Here is a 16,947-nt window from a genome sequence, read left to right on the forward strand (position 1 = left end):
ACTATTTCGCGAAATATTCGCCGAGGATATCCACCTCTTCGGCCACGCCGAACACCAGCGCGCTGCGCTCGTGATAGGTTTGCGGCACGATGTCGAGGATCGGCAATGCACCGTTGGTTGCCTTGCCCCCGGCCTCGCGGCAGAGGAAGGCAATCGGATTGGCTTCGTAGACGAGCCGCAGGCGGCCGTTTTCGTAGCCGGGGCGGCTGTCGTTCACATAGAAGAACAGGCCCCCGCGCTGCATGATGCGGTGCATGTCGCCCACCGCCGCACCGAGCCAGCGCATATTGAAACTGCGTCCGCGCGGACCGTTCTTGCCGGTAAACGCATCATCGACATAGGCCTTCATGCCCGCCGACAGATGATGGTAGACCGATGCATTGAAGGCCAGTTCCGAGGCGCGCTCGGGCAGGGTCACATTGCGGCGCGTGATGTGGAAAATGCCGCTCGCCGGATCGAAGGTCGCGAAAATCACGCCGTCGCCGACCGAAAAGCCGAGATCGACCGAATTGCCGTAGGAAACGTAGCCAGCCGCGATCTGGCGGTTGCCCGGTTGCAGGAAAGGCTCGTCCGCATCGGCCGGGAAGATCGAGAAGATCGTGCCGAGCGGCGCGCCGAGGCCGACATTGCCCGAACCGTCGAGCGGATCGATGGCGACCGCGAGCAGTCCGCCGCTCTTGCCCGCCACGGGAAGGTCAGCTTCTTCCGACAGGATGGAGGCGACGCCCGCCCCGATCAGAAGCTCGACGAACAGGTTATGCGACCCGACGTCGATGCTCTTCTGCTGGTCCTGGTCGCTGTTGACGCCGACGAGCTTGCCCGGATTGCCGGGAAGCGAGCCGCGGGCGATGCGGCCCGCAAGGCGGGTCGCTCCGGCCAGAATGGCCTTGATCGCGTCGGCGGTCGCAAGACGCAGCGCATCCTTGCCGGCCCAGCCGTCGAGATAGGCGCCGACCGCTTCCGCTTCCACGCGGTCGCTATCGCCTGCAAGAACCAGTGGTGAAAAATTGCCAGCCATCGTCATTTACCCTGCTCCAGCAGAAACTTGGCGCGGGCGACAACCGCCTCGACCGTGATACCGAATTTTTCGTAGAGCACATCGGCGGGCGCCGACGCGCCGAAACCGTTCATGCCCATGACATCGTCTTCGCTGTCCACATAGCGCGTCCAGCCGAACTTGCCCGCAGCCTCGACCGCCACGCGCGGAACGTTACCCAGAACGCCCTCGCGGTATTCCCTGCCCTGCTTTTCGAACAGGTCCCAGCTCGGCATGGAAACGACCGCGGCGGCAATGCCCTCTTCGGCCAGCTTTTCGGCAGCCTTGACCGCAAGCGAGACTTCCGTGCCCGTGGCAAGCAATGTGACCTGACGGTCGCCATTCGCTTCCCGCAGCACATAGGCGCCGCGCGCGGAAAGGTTTTCGCCATTGTCGCCGCGAAGCTGCGGCACGTTCTGGCGCGAGAGAGCCAGAACCGAAGGCGTGTGCGGATCGGATAGCGCGACGGCCCAGCATTCCAGCGTTTCAATCGTATCCGCCGGGCGGAACACATGCAGGTTCGGCATGGCGCGCAGGCTGGCCAGATGTTCGACCGGCTGGTGCGTCGGCCCGTCCTCGCCAAGCCCGATGGAGTCATGCGTCAGGACATGGATGACGCGCACGCCCATCAGCGCCGAAAGGCGGATCGCATTGCGCGCATAATCCGAGAACACCATGAAGGTGCCGCCATAGGGGATGAAACCGCCATGGACCGCGATGCCGTTCATCGCCGCGCCCATCGCGAATTCGCGCACGCCATAGCTGACATAGCGGCCGCTCTTTTCCGGCGTGAAATCGCTGTCCACGGCCGCAACGCGGGTCAGGTTGGAATGGGTGAGATCGGCGGAGCCGCCGATCATTTCCGGCAGGGCGGCAGTCAGGCTTTCAAGCGCGATCTGGCTTGCCTTGCGGGTCGCGACAGTCTGCGGCTTGTCGAGCAGGCGCTGCCTTGCATCCGCGACGGCCTTTTCGAAAGCTTCCGGCAGGGTGCCTGCGATGCGGCGGTCGAATTCGGCGCGTTCGGCTTGCGGCAGCGCATCGATGCGCGTCTGCCAGGCTTCGCGTTCGGCAGCGCCGCGCGCACCGGCTTCACGCCAGGCATCGAGCAGCGGGGCCGGAATTTCGAAGGCTTCCGCCGTCCAGCCGAGAGCGGCCTTGGTGGCGGCATTTTCAGCGGCACCCAGCGGCGCGCCATGCACGCCGCTCGTTCCGGCGCGGTTCGGCGAACCATAGCCGATGACCGTCTTGAGCGCGATCAGCGTCGGACGGTCAGCCTGAGCCCTGGCGCGGGTCAGCGCGGCGTCGATTGCGTCATGATCGTGCCCGTCCACCTTCTCGACGTTCCAGCCGCAAGCCTTGAACTTGGCCGGTATATCGTCGGTGAAGGCGATTTCGGTGCTGCCGTCGATGGTGATGCCATTATCGTCGTAAAGCACGATCAGCTTGCCGAGGCGAAGATGACCGGCGAGCGAAACCGCTTCCTGCCCCACGCCTTCCATCAGGCACCCGTCGCCGCAGAACACATAGGTGCGGTGATCGACGATATCCTTGCCGAACTGATCGGCCAGGGCACGCTCGGCGATCGCCATGCCGACCGAGCTTGCAAGCCCCTGCCCCAGCGGGCCGGTGGTCAGCTCGACGCCTTCCGTATGACCGTATTCCGGGTGACCGGCGGTCTTCGAACCCCACTGGCGGAAGTTCTTCAATTCGTCGAGGGACACGTCCTTGTAACCGGCCAGATAGAGCGCGCTGTAAAGCAGCATCGAGCCATGGCCGTTGGACAATACGAAACGGTCGCGGTCGGCCCAATGCGGCGCCGAGGCGTCATATTTCAGATGCTTCGAGAACAGAACGACTGCGGCATCAGCCATGCCGAGCGGCATTCCGGGGTGGCCGGAATTGGCGGCGTCCACCGCATCGATCGACAGCGCGCGAATACAGTTGGCGAGCTGTAGCATATCTGATACGGGCGGGGCGAAATTCATCGGCGGCAACCTCCTGCCAAAAGCAAAGCCTCAAGCATTTCCGGCAAAGGAAACCCGGTTCCGGTGCCGATATGCGAAAAACAAAAAGCGGAAGCGCATTGCATCGATGCGAAGGGACGCGATTGGGTGCGACGCGCTTTGCTGCCCGATATTCCCGGCCTTTACGACCGGTGTCTCAGGCATCAGTCCCGGTAACACCCTTTCCAAAGCATAACAATACGGCCATAACATTATAACGATTTAAATGTGATATTGAGTGTGATTTTTCTTGTCCCATCCCCGTTTTCGGCCCTTTCGGGAGGCGAAAACGGGCCTGTCCGGCTGCGACTCACCTTTCAGAATGCGAAAAAGCAGCCCGCGGCCTGAGCCGCGGACTGCCTTTTGGATATGGCATTGAAAGCAGATGACGTTACGCGCCCGCCATGGGCTGGCGTCGCTCCCGCAGCAGCATCGGACCATATTCGAAAACGTAGAGGCCGAAAGCGCCCATCCAGAGCAAGGCCGATGCCGCGAGGATAGTGTGGAAGAAATTCGGCATGACTTCCGCCAGCGGCCGGATCAGCGCAGCAGCGGCAAGGCACAGATAAGCGACCTGCGTGAGCGGCGATGCGGTCAGCGCGCGTCCCGTATGGCCGCGCGTGGCCCGCGTCATGACGGCCAGCATCATGCAGCCGATCGCGCCCACGGTAACGATATGCAGGGATGAATAGGGATTGAGCCGGTCGATGGCCGAAAGACCGATGGCAATAAAGCCAAGGGGGATGAATGCGTAGGCGACATGAAGGATCAGGAGTAGCCTTTCCCGCCTCACCGACCATCCGCGCCAGCGGTAGAGCCGCACGGCGTGCAGCAGCGCCGCAATCCATGCCAGCGCCGCTGTCGGCGTCCGGTCGGGCGCGGCGATCCAGCCGATGCAGGCGGCGACGCCGACAAGAATGGCGAAACCGTCATAGCGATTGAACGGCACCGGAAAGCGCGTCCGGCCCATTTTGTTGAGCCAGTTACGGGTGAAGCTCGGCACGATGCGCCCGCCGATCACCATGATCAGCAGAAGATAGGCGCTGACGCCGATGCGACTGGCGAGCGCCACATCGCCATCGGTCAGGACCAGATAATGGAAGGTGAAATTGGCGACCATCACCGTCGCCACGCCCATCAGCACCTTCAGGTTTTTCCATTGGCGCCCGGCAATGATTTCGCGCGCACAGATGAAAAGCAGCGCGGGCAGGAACAGGCTCTCCACGGTAATGGCGAACCGGTAATCGACGAGGTCGGGCTGAAGGAACAGAAGCCGCCCGACAAGCCAGATCCCGAACAATATGGCAAGCGGAACGCCCGACACGGGCAGTCCGCCGGTCCAGTTCGGAATGGCGGTCAGAAGAAAGCCCGCCAGCACGGCGGAAGTAAAGCCGAACACCATTTCATGGGCGTGCCAGTTCAGTCCGCCATAGGAACCGCCGGGCTGCATTCCCACGGTCAGGGACATGATCCAGAACAGCATGGCGAGAACCGCCCATATGCCTCCGCCCAGAAAGAACGGGCGGAAGCCGTAGCTGAGGAGGACGGGACCAGTCATTTTCAGTCCGCGCGGCACACCTTTTTGCTCGGATGGCATTGCAGCAGATACTGCCGTCAGGCTTGGCTGTCTGGTCATGATGTCCTCGTCATGAAACCGGTTCAAGGCCGGCTCGTCGAGCGTTTTCGATCGGTATTAATTCGCGCTGGCGATAGCCTTTTCCAGCCGTTGCTGAACGGTCTTCGGCTTCTTGGCGGAAACGATCTGGTCGAGATTGGCCGGATTGTCGCCCACCGCGATCAGGGCGACCATGCCCATGGAGTAATGCGGGGTGCACTTTACCAGATATGCGCCGGGCTGCGTCACGGTCAGCACATAATCTTCATTGATCTTGCTTTTGAACTTCTCGACGCCTTCGGGAATCATATCCTTCACGGATTCGACATTGTGTCCCTTGTCGACAGGCACGAATGTAATGGTGTCGCCGGGCTTGGCCTTGATATAGGCCGGCTCGAAAACCATGACCCCTTCGGCGCCCTTGTTGCGCATATGGACTTCGATATTGTCTGCAAAAGCGGGTACAGCCAGCAGGGTGGAAAGGCTTGCCGCGGCAAGATTGATCGCGAGTTTATGCATTATGTCCTATCTCCATCGAAAGGCGCATCCGCCGTCATTGTCTGGACGCGCCACTCCGCGAGCATTAGACCTGCCCCTACCCCTCCACTTTGATCTGGATCAAAGAACCGGAATATTCCTGATAACGCCGGTCAGATTAATCTGGTAATGCGGGCGCCGCCAATAATCGCATTGATTTTCCCTGGCGGTCTGGCGCACGATCAACGCGTGCTGGCAGCTTTTGCCGCAGCCTCATACGCTGCCGCCCGGCATGACAAGCCTGTATGCATCTTGTATTCATTCGGGAAATGAAATCCGACATTACAGCCTGAAACGGCCAGGGAACGACAGAATGAGCGACACCATTTCGATTTCGACGGAAGAACTTGCAAAGCTTGTGCGGGAGATCCTGAGCAAGGCGGGGTTCAGCGCCGACCATGCCGCGGCGATTGCCAGGACCATCGTGGCGGGTGAGCGCGACGGCTGCAAATCGCACGGTGTCTATCGCATCGAAGGCTGCCTGCGCACGCTGAAAAGCGGCAAGGTCGTCGCCGATGCCGACCCGGTCGTCACCACCGATGGCAGCGCCGTGGTTCGCGTCGATGCCAAGGGCGGCTTTGCCAATCTGGCCTTCGAACGCGGCACGCCCGCACTTGTCGAAAAGGCGCGCAAGCTCGGCGTCGCCGTGCTCGCGATCAACGATTGCACGCATTTCGCCGCGCTGTGGCCGGAAGTGGAAGCGCTGGCCGAACAGGGCCTCGCGGCAATCGCCATGTGCCCGAGCTATGCCACCGTCGCGCCTGCGGGCGGAACCAGGCCGCTTCTGGGCACCAATCCCTTCGCCTTCGGCTGGCCGCGCCCAGGGGATTACCCCTATGTGTTCGATTTTGCCACCAGCGTCGCGGCGCGCGGCGAACTGGAGCTTTACCGCCGCGCGGGCAAGCAACTGCCCGAAGGCTGGGCGGTCGATGCCGAAGGCAACCCGACCACCGACCCGGAAGCCGCACTTGCAGGCGCGATGCTGCCCTTCGGCGGACACAAGGGATCGGCGATCTCGACAATGATCGAATTGCTGGCCGGTGCGATGATCGGTGATTTCACCAGCCCCGAAGCGCTCGAATTCCTCGGCACGACCACGCTCGCGCCGCGCCACGGCGAGCTTGTCATCGCCTTCGATCCGGCCCGCATGGCGGGCGGACGCGGCAACCCGCAGGAACGCGGCGAAATGCTGATCGAGGCGATTGCCGGACAGGGTGCCCGCCTGCCCTCGCAGCGCCGTTTCGCGGCTCGTCGCGATTCGCTCGCCAAGGGCGTCACGCTCACCGCTGACGAAATCGCGCTCTTGGAAAAGCTGAAAGAGAGCGGGCTGGAAGCCGTCGCCTGACAGACAAAAAGGCGCCGGAATCCGGCGCCTTTCCTTTATGTGGATTCGGTTCAGGCTGCGTATTTCGCAGCCGCGCCGCCCTGCTTGATCCAGTCGGCATACCAGTCCTGGAACAGCTTGAGCTGGGCTTCGCAATAGCCGCGCTGGCTGTCGGAAAGCTTGTCCGTCTCGTTGAAGTGCAGTTCGTATTCCGGGTTACCGGTCAGCACCATCATATGCTTGTAGAAGAGGACGAGGTCCGGGCCTTCATCGAAGGACGAAAGGACGTTGAGCGCCGCTTCCAGTTCCAGCGCCAGCTTGCGCGCCTCGACGTCGCCGCCCGCAGCCGCCTTCGACAGCGCCACCAGATGCTGCACTTCCTTCGGCAGCACATTGCCGATGCCGGTGATCGCGCCGGTGGCGCCGCAATTGACGAAGCCATGGAAAACGCCGGTATCGACGCCCACCATCAGGGTCACATTGTCATCGGCGCTGGTGATGTTTTCAGCCGCGTAGCGCATGTCCGCAGCACCGCCGAATTCCTTGAAGCCGATGAGGTTCGGATGTTCCGCGCGCAGCGCGAAGAACAGGTCAGCCCGCGTCGCGAAACCATAATAGGGGCTGTTGTAGATGACAGCCGGAAGGTCGGGAGCAGCCGACAGGATCGCCTTGAAATGCGCCTTCTGCGCCGAGATGGACGAGCCGCGCGACAGGACGCGCGGAATGACCATCAGGCCCTTCGCGCCGACTTTCTGGGCGTGGGCGGCATGAGCGGCGGCGATCTTCGTGTTGACCGCGCCGGTGCCGACGACGACGGGCACGCCAGCCTTGGCGAGCGCCTCGACGCCAGCCATGCGGTCCTCGTCCGAGAGGAGCGGCCAGTCACCCATGGAGCCGCAATAGACGACCGCCGACATGCCCTTGGCAATCAGTTCCTTGCCCTTGCGGACCAGCGCATCGAAATCCGGTGTGCGGTCGGGCTTGCAGGGCGTCATGAGGGCCGGGATGCAGCCGGAGAAAATGTTTGAGGTCATAGCGTTTTTCCTTGAGCGCTTTCCATGCAACCTGAATCTACAGCGCTCGGCAGACCGCTGCATTAAGTTGAATATACACTTTGTATTTTTAATGTCGACTAAAATCGTATTTCGTGACAGGATTGCTTGACTGACGGGGCCTAAACTGGTGATTAGGGTCAGGACCTATTAATTTGGTGGAAATGGTGTGAGGCCATCCGTCTGGATACGAGGAGAAAAGGCGAAGGAAATGTGGTTCATTTTCGAGACTTTTCAACGCTGTAGCCGGGCGGATGGGCCACATCCTTCGGACACCGAAATGACTGGTGATCTGCCGCGTCAAGCCGCTCAACCGGGGGAACCACCCCGTTTTTCGCGTCTTTCCTTGCAGCTCTTGTCATTTCAGGTGCCATTTTCATCAAATTAATAGGTCCTGACCCTAGAATAGGAATGTCGAAGGTATGTGAGCACCGGAAGCGTCAATTCCCGATAGAGGACAGGTCATGCACAAAGACGATGCGAACCAGCCAGCCGACCGGAAGAAGGGTTCCGGGGTCAAGCTGGTCTATGACGTGCTGCGCGACGAAATCATCGACCTGTCGCTGGCGCCGGGCAGTCCCATCGACGAGAACCAGCTTGCCGAGCGTTTTTCGATGTCGCGCACGCCGATCCGCGAGGCACTGGTGCGGCTGGCGAGCGACGGCTTCGTGACGACGCTTCCCAACCGCTCGACGGTCGTTTCCAATATCGACTTCCTGAGCCTGCCCGCCTTTTTCGATGCGGCGACGCTGATGTACCGCGTGACGACGCGGCTTGCCGCGCGCAACCGGACCGACAGGGACCTCGAAAACATCCGCGCGCATCAGGAAGCCTTTGCCCGCGCCGTCCGCTCGCAGAACGCGCTGGAGATGATCGCGACCAACCGGGATTTCCATGCGGCAATCGCCGAGGCGGGCCGCAATCCGTTTTATACGACCTTCTTTTCACGGCTTCTGGACGAGGGACGCAGGCTGCTGCGCCTCTATTACCAGTCCTTTTCCGACCGCCTGCCTGAACGCTACGTCACCGAGCATGAAGACATGATCCGCGCCATCGAGGAACGCGACGTCGATACCGCCGACCTGCTTGGCAAGGCGCATGGCGATCAGATCGTCTATCAGATTCGCAAGCTGATCGCCGAAGACCGTCGCGACCATCTGGAGCTGTAAGCCGGCGATCACACAGCTTCCGGCAATTGCCGGGATTCCGTCACGCCGTCGAACCATCCAAGCACGGCCTTGCTGTCCGGGAGAAGCACGACGCCGCAATCGCCCGCGAAGTCGCGCCAGCCATCGGCATAGGTCTCGCGCACGACTGTCAGAACCGGGATTTGCCGCGCAAAGGCCGTTTCGATCACGGTGCGAAAGCCATGGCCTTCGGTTTCGCCCTTGCCGAAGCGGTTGAGGATGAGAATATTCGCGCCCGCGTCGAGTTCGGCCAGCAGGCCGCCCGCGACCTCGGCCAGCGCCTGCGGATCGAGCCGACATCCCTTCGACCCCGAACCCAGCGACTGCGATATGATCTGCATCATGCCCGTGCCAATATGCTCGATATGGATGTCGCGGCAGCATTCATCCTTATCCGTGCGGTCGCGATGCTGGATAAAGCCCGCGACGCGCAGCCCCGATTGGGCGGCGCGTTCTGCGGCAAGGGTCAGCAAATGATCCACGGGCAGGTCCTTTGCCGCCAGAATGGCAGCAAGGATCGGGCGGTCGCTATTCATGCACTGTCTCCGTCGCTTGCCAGAAGATCGATGCCGGTAATGTCGGCATCGTCGGCGAGGATGGCAATATATTGCGAAACGGCCTTAGACCATGTGGAGGCTTCCAGCCAGCCTGAAATCCGCTCGGCAACATAATCGAAGGGAAGTTCCTCGCCCTCGATGCGGCGGTCAAGACGCACGATATGAAAGCCGAAACGGCTCTCGATGGGATTGACGGTGATCTCGCCCGGCGTCATCCGTTCCACCGCCCGCTCGAATTCCGGCACCGTGCTGCCGCGTGTAAGCTGCCCCAGATTGCCGCCCTGCGCGCCCGACGGGCAGGCCGAATATTCATGTGCGACCGAGGCAAAGGTGGCGGGTTCGGCAATCACCGAAGCCGCCAGCCGGGACGCGGTTGCCCGCGCCTTGTCCCGCGCCGGTTGATCGGCAGGATCGGCTGCGATCAATATATGGCTTGCTTCCAGAATGGGCGCGCTTGCAAAGCGGTGACGATTGTTTTCATAGAAACGCAGGGCTTCTTCGCGGCTGGCCGAAGGCACCTCGACTTCCTGTTCGATCACCATGCGGACAAGCGCATCCTCATCGGTCTCGCTGCGCCCTTCCGTGTCCTGTTCGCGCTCGGGAACGATGCCCAATTCCCTTGCGCGTTGAAGCAGAAGTTCACGCACAGCCAAGGCGCGGGCGGCAGAAAGCAGCGCCGCGCCGGGATTGTCCGCCGGATGGTTTTGCGCTTCCGTCAGGATGTCGGTCTCATCGATTGCGACACCGTTGACGGATACCGCATCGAAAACCGGGCGCGGCTTTGGCGGCACACGCGTGTCCGGTTCCTGATAGGTGGTGTAGCCGCTTTGATGCGTATGTTGCTCTGATGGCGATTGCTTGCGGTCGAAAAGTGTTACCATGAGCCTTACTCCACCCGTACCCGCACAGGTGCCCTGTGATTGCGTTCGCGCACCACCTGATAACCCGGACGCCAGATATAGCGCACCGGAGCGCTCAACATATGCACCAGACGCGTGAACGGAAACAGCAGGAAGATCGTCAGGCCGAGGAAGAGATGCATCTTGAACACGATGGAAGCATCCGCGATGTAGCTCGAAGCCGCCATATTGAAAGTGAAGATGCCCTGCGCCCAGTTCATGAATTTCACCATCTCACCGCCGTCTATGTGCTGGAGCGAAAGCGGAATGGTGGACAGGCCAAGCAGGAGCTGTATCCATAAAAGGGCGACGATCAGCGTATCGGTTGGGCGCGACGAAGCGCGTACACGCGGATCGAACAGGCGGCGGTGTATCAGAAGCGTGGCGCCGACGATGGCCATCGCGCCTGCAATGCCGCCCACGACAACGGCAAGAAGCTGTTTTGCTTCGTGGCTGATGCCAAGCACTTCAAATATCTGGATGGGCGTCAGCAGGCCGACAAAATGCCCCGCGAAAATGATGAGCACGCCGACATGGAACAGCACCGATCCCCACATGAGCTGCTTGCGCCGCAAGAGCTGGCTGGAGCCGGAACGCCACGTATAGGGCTCGTGATCGTAGCGGACAATCGATCCCAGAATGAGCACGCTCAACGCGATATAGGGATAGATGCCGAACAGAAACGTATGGATATAAGCCATTTTCCGTCTCCTATAGATGTGAGGGGTTGGACGGGGAGCCGGGCTTGCGATGCGCGGCGCGCATCTGCATGCGCAGCCGGTCCGGTCCGCAGGAGTTTTCACCCGCATTGCCGCCGAAGGTCACGGCTTCTTCTTCCCAGATGCGGTCGAGCGCGGCGAGATCGTCCGGGTCGTCTTCCTCCTGGTTGAGCAGTTCCCCGACGAGGCTTTTGTCCGGCTTCGCATTGGCCACATGCAAGAGCGCCGCAAAGGCATTGGCATAGGGCGACTGGCGCTTGCGCAGCCGTTCGCCAATGGCCGCCGTGATGTGACCGGTCTGGGTGAGAAGATCGTGAATCTCCTTCGGCGAACGCGTGGACAGAAATTCGAGGAACAGCGGCAGATAATCCGGCAGTTCCTTCACATCGACCACGAAGCCGTTGTCGTCATACATTTTCATGAGATCGACCATGGCCTGTCCGCGATCACGGCTTTCGCCATGCACATGCTCGAACAGGTGCAGCGACAGCGAGCGTGTGCGGTCGAACAGATGCACATAGCGCTCCTGCGCTTCATAAAGATCGCAGTCGCAGACATAATCGACAAGGCTGTCGAGGAGCCTGCGGACACCGGCGGAAAGGCCCGTTTCGGCATCAAGCGCCGTTTTCAGTTCCGCCTTGCCAGCCTGCAATTCCTGCGACGGATAGCACAGAAGCAGCGAGATGATTTTCAGTGTCGTGTTCATCATGCGCGCTCCTTGAAAATATCGGTCGGGGTCTGGACGACCTTCTGACGCTTGGCGCCGAACAGGTCTTCCGTGGATGAGCCGCCCGAGCAGCCATTGCCGAAGGAAAAGCCGCAGGAGCCGCGCACGTCATAGGCGTCTTCCGTGATCTCGCGATGCGTGGTCGGAATGACGAAGCGGTCTTCGTAATTGGCAATCGCCATGATGTGGTACATTTCCTCGATCATCGCGGCACTCATGCCGACACGGTCGGCAATCGCCGTATCAATGACGCCATCGACAGTTTTGGCGCGCATATAGGCACGCATGGCGAGCATGCGCTCCAGCGCCGAGATAACCGGCTCTTCCTTGCCTGCGGTCAGAAGATTGGCGAGGTAGCGAACCGGGATGCGCATGGAGCGGACATCCGGCAGCGGGCCGTCCATGCCGAGCTTGCCAGCGGCGGCAGCGGATTGCAGCGGCGAGAGCGGCGGCACATACCAGACCATCGGCAGGGTGCGATATTCGGGATGCAGCGGGAAGGCGATCTTCCAGTCCATCGCCATCTTGTAGACCGGTGAATGCTTGGCCGCTTCCAGCCATGCGTCCGGCACACCGTCCTTGCGCGCCTGCTCGATCACCTTCGGATCGTTGGGGTCGAGGAATATATTGAGCTGTTCTTCGTAAAGATCCTGCTCGTTGGCCGTGGACGCGGCCTCCGAAATGCGGTCGGCATCATAGAGCATCACACCCAGATAGCGGATGCGGCCCACGCAGGTTTCGGAACATACCGTCGGCTGTCCGGCTTCGATGCGCGGATAGCAGAAGATGCACTTTTCCGATTTGCCCGAACTCCAGTTGTAATAAATCTTCTTGTAAGGACAGCCGGAGACGCACATGCGCCAGCCGCGGCACTTTTCCTGATCGATCAGGACGATGCCGTCATCCTCGCGCTTGTAGATCGCGCCCGAAGGGCAGGCCGCAACGCAGGTCGGGTTGAGGCAATGCTCGCACAGGCGCGGCAGATACATCATGAAGGTGTTTTCAAACTGGCCATAGATTTCCTTCTCCACGCCCTCGAAATTATAGTCCTTCGAGCGCTTGGCGAATTCGCCGCCGAGGATTTCTTCCCAGTTCGGGCCCCATTCGATCTTCTCCATCCGCTCACCGGTAATTTTTGAACGCGGACGGGCGGTCGGCATGGTTTTGCTTTCCGGCGCGGTTTGCAAATGTCCGTAATCGAAGTCGAACGGCTCGTAATAATCGTCGATTTCCGGCAGGTCGGGATTGGCAAAAATCTTGGCGAGGATGCGCCATTTCGCGCCCATCTTCGGCTCGATCTTGCCGTTCTTCTTGCGGACCCAGCCGCCGTTCCACTTCTTCTGGTTTTCCCATTCTTTCGGATAACCGATGCCGGGCTTGGTCTCCACATTGTTGAACCAGGCATATTCGACGCCTTCGCGGTTCGTCCAGACGTTCTTGCAGGTGACCGAACAGGTGTGGCAGCCGATGCACTTGTCGAGATTGAGCACCATGCCGATTTGCGCGCGGATTTTCATTCTGCTGCCTCCTTGTTGGCCGTATTGCCGTCTTCGAGCGGGCCTTCCATCCAGTCCACGGAAGCGAGCTTGCGCACGACCACGAATTCGTCGCGGTTGGCGCCGACGGTGCCGTAATAGTTGAAGCCATAGGAAAGATGGGCGTAACCGCCGATCATGTGGGTCGGTTTGGTGATGATGCGGGTGACGGAGTTATGGATGCCGCCGCGCTGGCCGGTAGTCGGCGAGCCGGGCGTATTCACGATCTTCTCCTGCGCGTGATACATGAAGATCGTACCGTCCTTGATGCGCTGGGAAACGACGGCACGGGCCACGATTGCACCATTGGCGTTATAGACTTCCACCCAGTCATTGTCGGCGATACCGGCCCGCTTTGCGTCAGGTTCCGAAATCCACACCACCGGCCCGCCGCGATTGAGCGTCAGCATCAGAAGATTGTCGGTATAGGTGGAGTGGATGCCCCATTTCTGGTGAGGCGTGATGAAGTTCAGCACCAGATGCGGCTGTCCGTCCGTCTTTTCGCGGATTGTCGGATTGACGGTCTTGGTGTCGATGGGCGGGCGATAGACGCAAAAGCCTTCGCCGAATGCGCGCATCCATAGATGATCCTGATAAAGCTGCTGACGGCCGGTCAGCGTGCGCCAGGGGATCAGCTCATGCACATTGGTGTAACCGGCATTGTAGCAGACATGCTCGGATTCAAGTCCCGACCAGGTTGGCGAGGAGATGATCTTGCGCGGCTGCGCGACGATATCGCGATAGCGGATTTTCTCGTCTTCCTTCGGCGTAGCGAGATGGCTGTGGTCTCGCCCGGTGAATTTCGACAGCGCTTCCCATGCCTTGACCGCCACTTCACCATTGGTTTCCGGTGCCAGTGACAGGATGACCTCGGTGGCGTCAATGTCGGTATCAATGCGCGGACGGCCCTCGGTTGCGCCGGGCTCATTCACCTTGCCGTTCAGCTTGGCCAGCAGGTCCACTTCGTGTTGGGTATTCCACGAAATGCCCTTGCCGCCATTGCCCAGCGTGTCGAGCAGCGGACCGACGGAAGTGAAGCGCTTGTAGAGGTTGGGATAGTCGCGCTCGACCACCACGACCGACGGCATGGTCTTGCCGGGGATCGGTTCGACCTCGCCCTTCTTCCAGTCCAGCACATCCTTTGGCTGTGCCAGTTCTCCTGCCGTGTCGTGGAGCGTCGGGACCAGAACAACGTCCTTTTCCACGCCCAGCACTTCCGGCGCGACATCGGAGAATTTCTTCGCGATGCCCTTAAAAATTTCCCAGTCGCTGCGCGCTTCCCATGCCGGATCGGCAGCGCTCGACAGCGGATGGATGAAGGGATGCATGTCGGAGGTGTTGAGATCGTTCTTTTCATACCATGTCGCGGTCGGCAGAACGATGTCGGAATAAACGCAGGTCGTGGACATGCGGAAATCGAGCGTGACCAGAAGGTCGAGTTTTCCTTCCGGGGCCTCGTCGTGCCACACGGCTTCGCGTGTTTCCTGTGCGCCTTCAGCCCCCAGATCCTTGCCAAGCAGGCCGTTCGACGTGCCGAGCAGGTGTTTCAGGAAATATTCGTGTCCCTTGCCAGAAGAACCGAGCAGGTTGGAGCGCCAGACAAACATATTGCGCGGCCAGTTGGCCTCGTGATCCGGGTCCTCGCAGGACAGGGTGACGGTGCCGTTCTTCAGCGCATTCGCTACGAAATCCTTCGGTTCCTGCCCGGACGCGGCTGCTTCCTTTGCGATTTCCAGCGGATTGGTCTGGAGCTGCGGCGCGGAAGGTAGCCAGCCCATGCGCTCGGCCCGGATATTATAGTCGATCAGCGTGCCGTCCCATGCGCCTTCCGGCGCGGTCGGCGACAGGATGTCCTGCACCTTGACCGTTTCATAGCGCCATTGGTCGGTATGGGCATAGAAGAACGAAGTCGAGTTCATATGGCGCGGCGGACGGTTCCAGTCGAGCGCGAAGGCAAGCGCCGTCCAGCCGGTCTGCGGGCGCAGCTTTTCCTGCCCCACATAATGGCTCCAGCCGCCGCCCGACTGGCCGATACAGCCGCACATCACCAACATGTAGATGATGCCGCGATAGTTCATATCCATATGGTACCAGTGATTGAGACCGGCACCGAGAATGACCATGGAGCGGCCATTGGTCTTTTCGGCATTGGTTGCAAATTCACGCGCCACCGCAATGATCTGGTCACGCGGAACCCCGGTGATCTTTTCGGCCCATGCAGGCGTATAGGGCAACGCATCGTCATAGGATTTCGCGGAGTTTGCGTCGTCCAGACCACGTTCCAGACCGTAATTGGCTGCAAAAAGATCGAAGACGGTGGCGACCAGCACTTCGCCTTTTTTCAGCTTGAGCTTGCGCGCCGGAACCTTGCGCAACAGCACGCTGTCGTGATCCGTTCCCTCGAAATAATCGTGCTCGCGATTGCCGAAATAGGGGAAGGCTACATCGGCGATTGCATTATGTTCGCCCTCGCCAATGAAGCTCTTGGCCAGTTCGGTATCCTGCCCCTTGCCGTCCTTTTCCTCCAGGTTCCATTTGCCGTTATCCCCCCAGCGGAACCCGATGGATCCCTGCGGCACGACGTAAGCGCCGGACTTGGTGTCGAAGGCGACAGTCTTCCAGTCGGGATTGTTGCTTTCGCCCAGATCGCCCTTCAGGTCGGAAGCGCGCAGGAAGCGGTCGGGCACATAATGTCCGTCCTTTTTGGTCAGCATGACCAGCATGGGGAAGTCGGTATATTTGCGGCAGTAATCCTCGAAATAGGGCACCTGCCGGTCGAGGTGATATTCGCGCAGCATCACATGGCCGAGCGCCATGGCAAGGGCCGCATCGGTGCCTTGTTTCGGATGCAGCCAGAGGTCGGAGAATTTGGCGGCTTCCGAATAATCGGGACAGACGACGACCGACTTGGTGCCCTTGTAGCGCACTTCCGTATAGAAATGCGCATCCGGCGTGCGCGTTTGCGGCACGTTGGAGCCCCAGAGCATCAGGAAACCGGCATTGTACCAGTCAGCCGATTCCGGCACGTCGGTCTGTTCGCCCCAGGTCTGGGGCGAGGCGGGCGGCAGATCGCAATACCAGTCGTAGAACGACATGCAGACGCCGCCCAGAAGCGACAGATAACGCGAACCCGCCGCATAGGACACCATCGACATGGCCGGGATCGGCGAGAAACCGATCACGCGGTCAGGTCCGTAGGTCTTGGCCGTATAGGCATTGGCGGCGGCAATGATTTCGTTGACTTCATCCCATGTGGCGCGCACGAAGCCGCCAAGACCGCGCACTTTCATGTAATCCGAGCGCTTGGCCGGGTCCTCTTGGATCGCGGCCCATGCGGCGACCGGCGTTTTCAGAGCCCGTTCCTTGCGCCACAGCCGCAGCAAGCGCGACCGGATCAGCGGATATTTCACCCGGTTGGCCGAATAGATATACCAGCTATAGCTCGCGCCGCGCGAACAGCCGCGCGGTTCGTGGTTGGGCAGATCGGCGCGGGTGCGCGGATAGTCCGTCTGCTGGGTTTCCCATGTGATGATGCCGCCCTTCACATAGACTTTCCAAGAGCAGGAGCCGGTGCAGTTCACGCCATGGGTGGAGCGCACGATCTTGTCGTGCTGCCAGCGCTTGCGATAGGCGTCTTCCCAGTCGCGGTTTTCATTGGTGGTGACGCCATGGCCATCCGAGAAGGTGCCGACATTCTTGCGCGCAAGAAAGTTAAGGCGATCGAGGAGCAGACTCATGATTTTATCCTCATTCTAT

The 16,947-nt window shown here is 60.5% G+C and carries 13 protein-coding genes; 2 read left to right on the forward strand and 11 right to left on the reverse strand.

Annotated features, from left to right (window positions below):
• Position 1 precedes the first annotated feature (1 nt).
• From FHS76_RS09505 to FHS76_RS09520, 4 genes are all read right to left on the reverse strand, one after another.
• Entirely contained in the window at positions 2-1,024 is a 1,023-nt protein-coding gene (locus FHS76_RS09505) for a class 1 fructose-bisphosphatase (protein WP_183651261.1), read from the reverse strand.
• Complete coding sequence (gene tkt, locus FHS76_RS09510; RefSeq protein WP_183651264.1) at positions 1,021-3,021, reverse strand: transketolase; 2,001 nt, start codon at positions 3,019-3,021, stop codon at positions 1,021-1,023. Before tkt ends, FHS76_RS09505 begins: the two co-directional genes overlap by 4 nt.
• A gap of 409 nt (positions 3,022-3,430) precedes the next feature.
• Positions 3,431-4,675 (reverse strand): NnrS family protein, encoded by a 1,245-nt coding sequence (locus FHS76_RS09515; protein ID WP_183651267.1) that lies wholly within the window; start codon positions 4,673-4,675, stop codon positions 3,431-3,433.
• 57 nt (positions 4,676-4,732) lie between these two features.
• On the reverse strand, positions 4,733-5,173 hold the full coding sequence (locus FHS76_RS09520) for a pseudoazurin (protein WP_183651270.1): 441 nt from the start codon (positions 5,171-5,173) through the stop codon (positions 4,733-4,735).
• A 331-nt stretch (positions 5,174-5,504) separates the two neighbouring features.
• Between FHS76_RS09520 and FHS76_RS09525 the strand changes: the two genes are divergently transcribed.
• Complete coding sequence (locus FHS76_RS09525) at positions 5,505-6,536, forward strand: Ldh family oxidoreductase (RefSeq protein WP_183651273.1); 1,032 nt, start codon at positions 5,505-5,507, stop codon at positions 6,534-6,536.
• A 50-nt stretch (positions 6,537-6,586) separates the two neighbouring features.
• Here FHS76_RS09525 and FHS76_RS09530 read toward each other — a convergent pair whose 3' ends face one another.
• Complete coding sequence (locus FHS76_RS09530; RefSeq protein WP_183651276.1) at positions 6,587-7,549, reverse strand: dihydrodipicolinate synthase family protein; 963 nt, start codon at positions 7,547-7,549, stop codon at positions 6,587-6,589.
• Positions 7,550-8,031: 482 nt separating this feature from the next.
• Between FHS76_RS09530 and FHS76_RS09535 the strand changes: the two genes are divergently transcribed.
• Positions 8,032-8,736 (forward strand): GntR family transcriptional regulator, encoded by a 705-nt coding sequence (locus FHS76_RS09535; RefSeq protein WP_183651278.1) that lies wholly within the window; start codon positions 8,032-8,034, stop codon positions 8,734-8,736.
• An 8-nt stretch (positions 8,737-8,744) separates the two neighbouring features.
• Here the strand turns inward: FHS76_RS09535 and FHS76_RS09540 are convergent, their stop codons facing one another.
• From FHS76_RS09540 to FHS76_RS09565, 6 genes are read right to left on the reverse strand one after another with little or no spacing between them, the layout of a single operon-like run.
• Positions 8,745-9,290: a DUF2478 domain-containing protein gene (locus tag FHS76_RS09540; protein WP_183651280.1), complete on the reverse strand. Its 546-nt coding sequence runs from the start codon at positions 9,288-9,290 to the stop codon at positions 8,745-8,747.
• Positions 9,287-10,192 carry a peptidylprolyl isomerase gene (locus tag FHS76_RS09545; RefSeq protein WP_183651282.1) on the reverse strand — a complete coding sequence of 302 codons (906 nt, stop codon included), beginning with the start codon at positions 10,190-10,192 and terminating at the stop codon, positions 9,287-9,289. The genes FHS76_RS09540 and FHS76_RS09545 overlap by 4 nt, the downstream gene beginning before the upstream one ends.
• A 5-nt stretch (positions 10,193-10,197) precedes the next feature.
• On the reverse strand, positions 10,198-10,911 hold the full coding sequence (narI, locus tag FHS76_RS09550; RefSeq protein ID WP_183651284.1) for a respiratory nitrate reductase subunit gamma: 714 nt from the start codon (positions 10,909-10,911) through the stop codon (positions 10,198-10,200).
• 10 nt (positions 10,912-10,921) lie between these two features.
• Positions 10,922-11,635: a nitrate reductase molybdenum cofactor assembly chaperone gene (narJ, locus tag FHS76_RS09555; RefSeq protein WP_183651715.1), complete on the reverse strand. Its 714-nt coding sequence runs from the start codon at positions 11,633-11,635 to the stop codon at positions 10,922-10,924.
• Positions 11,635-13,173, reverse strand: a complete 1,539-nt coding sequence (gene narH, locus FHS76_RS09560; protein WP_183651286.1) for a nitrate reductase subunit beta — start codon at positions 13,171-13,173, stop codon at positions 11,635-11,637. The genes narJ and narH overlap by 1 nt, the downstream gene beginning before the upstream one ends.
• Positions 13,170-16,928 carry a nitrate reductase subunit alpha gene (locus FHS76_RS09565; RefSeq protein ID WP_183651288.1) on the reverse strand — a complete coding sequence of 1,253 codons (3,759 nt, stop codon included), beginning with the start codon at positions 16,926-16,928 and terminating at the stop codon, positions 13,170-13,172. Before FHS76_RS09565 ends, narH begins: the two co-directional genes overlap by 4 nt.
• Positions 16,929-16,947 lie beyond the last annotated feature (19 nt).

Source organism: Brucella daejeonensis, from assembly GCF_014199265.1.
In the GTDB taxonomy this organism is placed as follows: Bacteria; Pseudomonadota; Alphaproteobacteria; order Rhizobiales; family Rhizobiaceae; genus Brucella; species Brucella daejeonensis.

Excerpts from the sequence above, each read along its gene's own strand:
- tkt (WP_183651264.1), bottom strand. The coding sequence starts at position 3,021 with ATGAATTTCGCCCCGCCCGTATCAGATATGCTACAGCTCGCCAACTGT.
- FHS76_RS09515 (WP_183651267.1), bottom strand. The coding sequence starts at position 4,675 with ATGACCAGACAGCCAAGCCTGACGGCAGTATCTGCTGCAATGCCATCC.
- FHS76_RS09540 (WP_183651280.1), bottom strand. The coding sequence starts at position 9,290 with ATGAATAGCGACCGCCCGATCCTTGCTGCCATTCTGGCGGCAAAGGAC.
- FHS76_RS09530 (WP_183651276.1), bottom strand. The coding sequence starts at position 7,549 with ATGACCTCAAACATTTTCTCCGGCTGCATCCCGGCCCTCATGACGCCC.
- FHS76_RS09520 (WP_183651270.1), bottom strand. The coding sequence starts at position 5,173 with ATGCATAAACTCGCGATCAATCTTGCCGCGGCAAGCCTTTCCACCCTG.
- narH (WP_183651286.1), bottom strand. The coding sequence starts at position 13,173 with ATGAAAATCCGCGCGCAAATCGGCATGGTGCTCAATCTCGACAAGTGC.
- FHS76_RS09565 (WP_183651288.1), bottom strand. The coding sequence starts at position 16,928 with ATGAGTCTGCTCCTCGATCGCCTTAACTTTCTTGCGCGCAAGAATGTC.
- FHS76_RS09545 (WP_183651282.1), bottom strand. The coding sequence starts at position 10,192 with ATGGTAACACTTTTCGACCGCAAGCAATCGCCATCAGAGCAACATACG.
- narI (WP_183651284.1), bottom strand. The coding sequence starts at position 10,911 with ATGGCTTATATCCATACGTTTCTGTTCGGCATCTATCCCTATATCGCG.
- FHS76_RS09535 (WP_183651278.1), top strand. The coding sequence starts at position 8,032 with ATGCACAAAGACGATGCGAACCAGCCAGCCGACCGGAAGAAGGGTTCC.
- FHS76_RS09525 (WP_183651273.1), top strand. The coding sequence starts at position 5,505 with ATGAGCGACACCATTTCGATTTCGACGGAAGAACTTGCAAAGCTTGTG.
- narJ (WP_183651715.1), bottom strand. The coding sequence starts at position 11,635 with ATGAACACGACACTGAAAATCATCTCGCTGCTTCTGTGCTATCCGTCG.
- FHS76_RS09505 (WP_183651261.1), bottom strand. The coding sequence starts at position 1,024 with ATGACGATGGCTGGCAATTTTTCACCACTGGTTCTTGCAGGCGATAGC.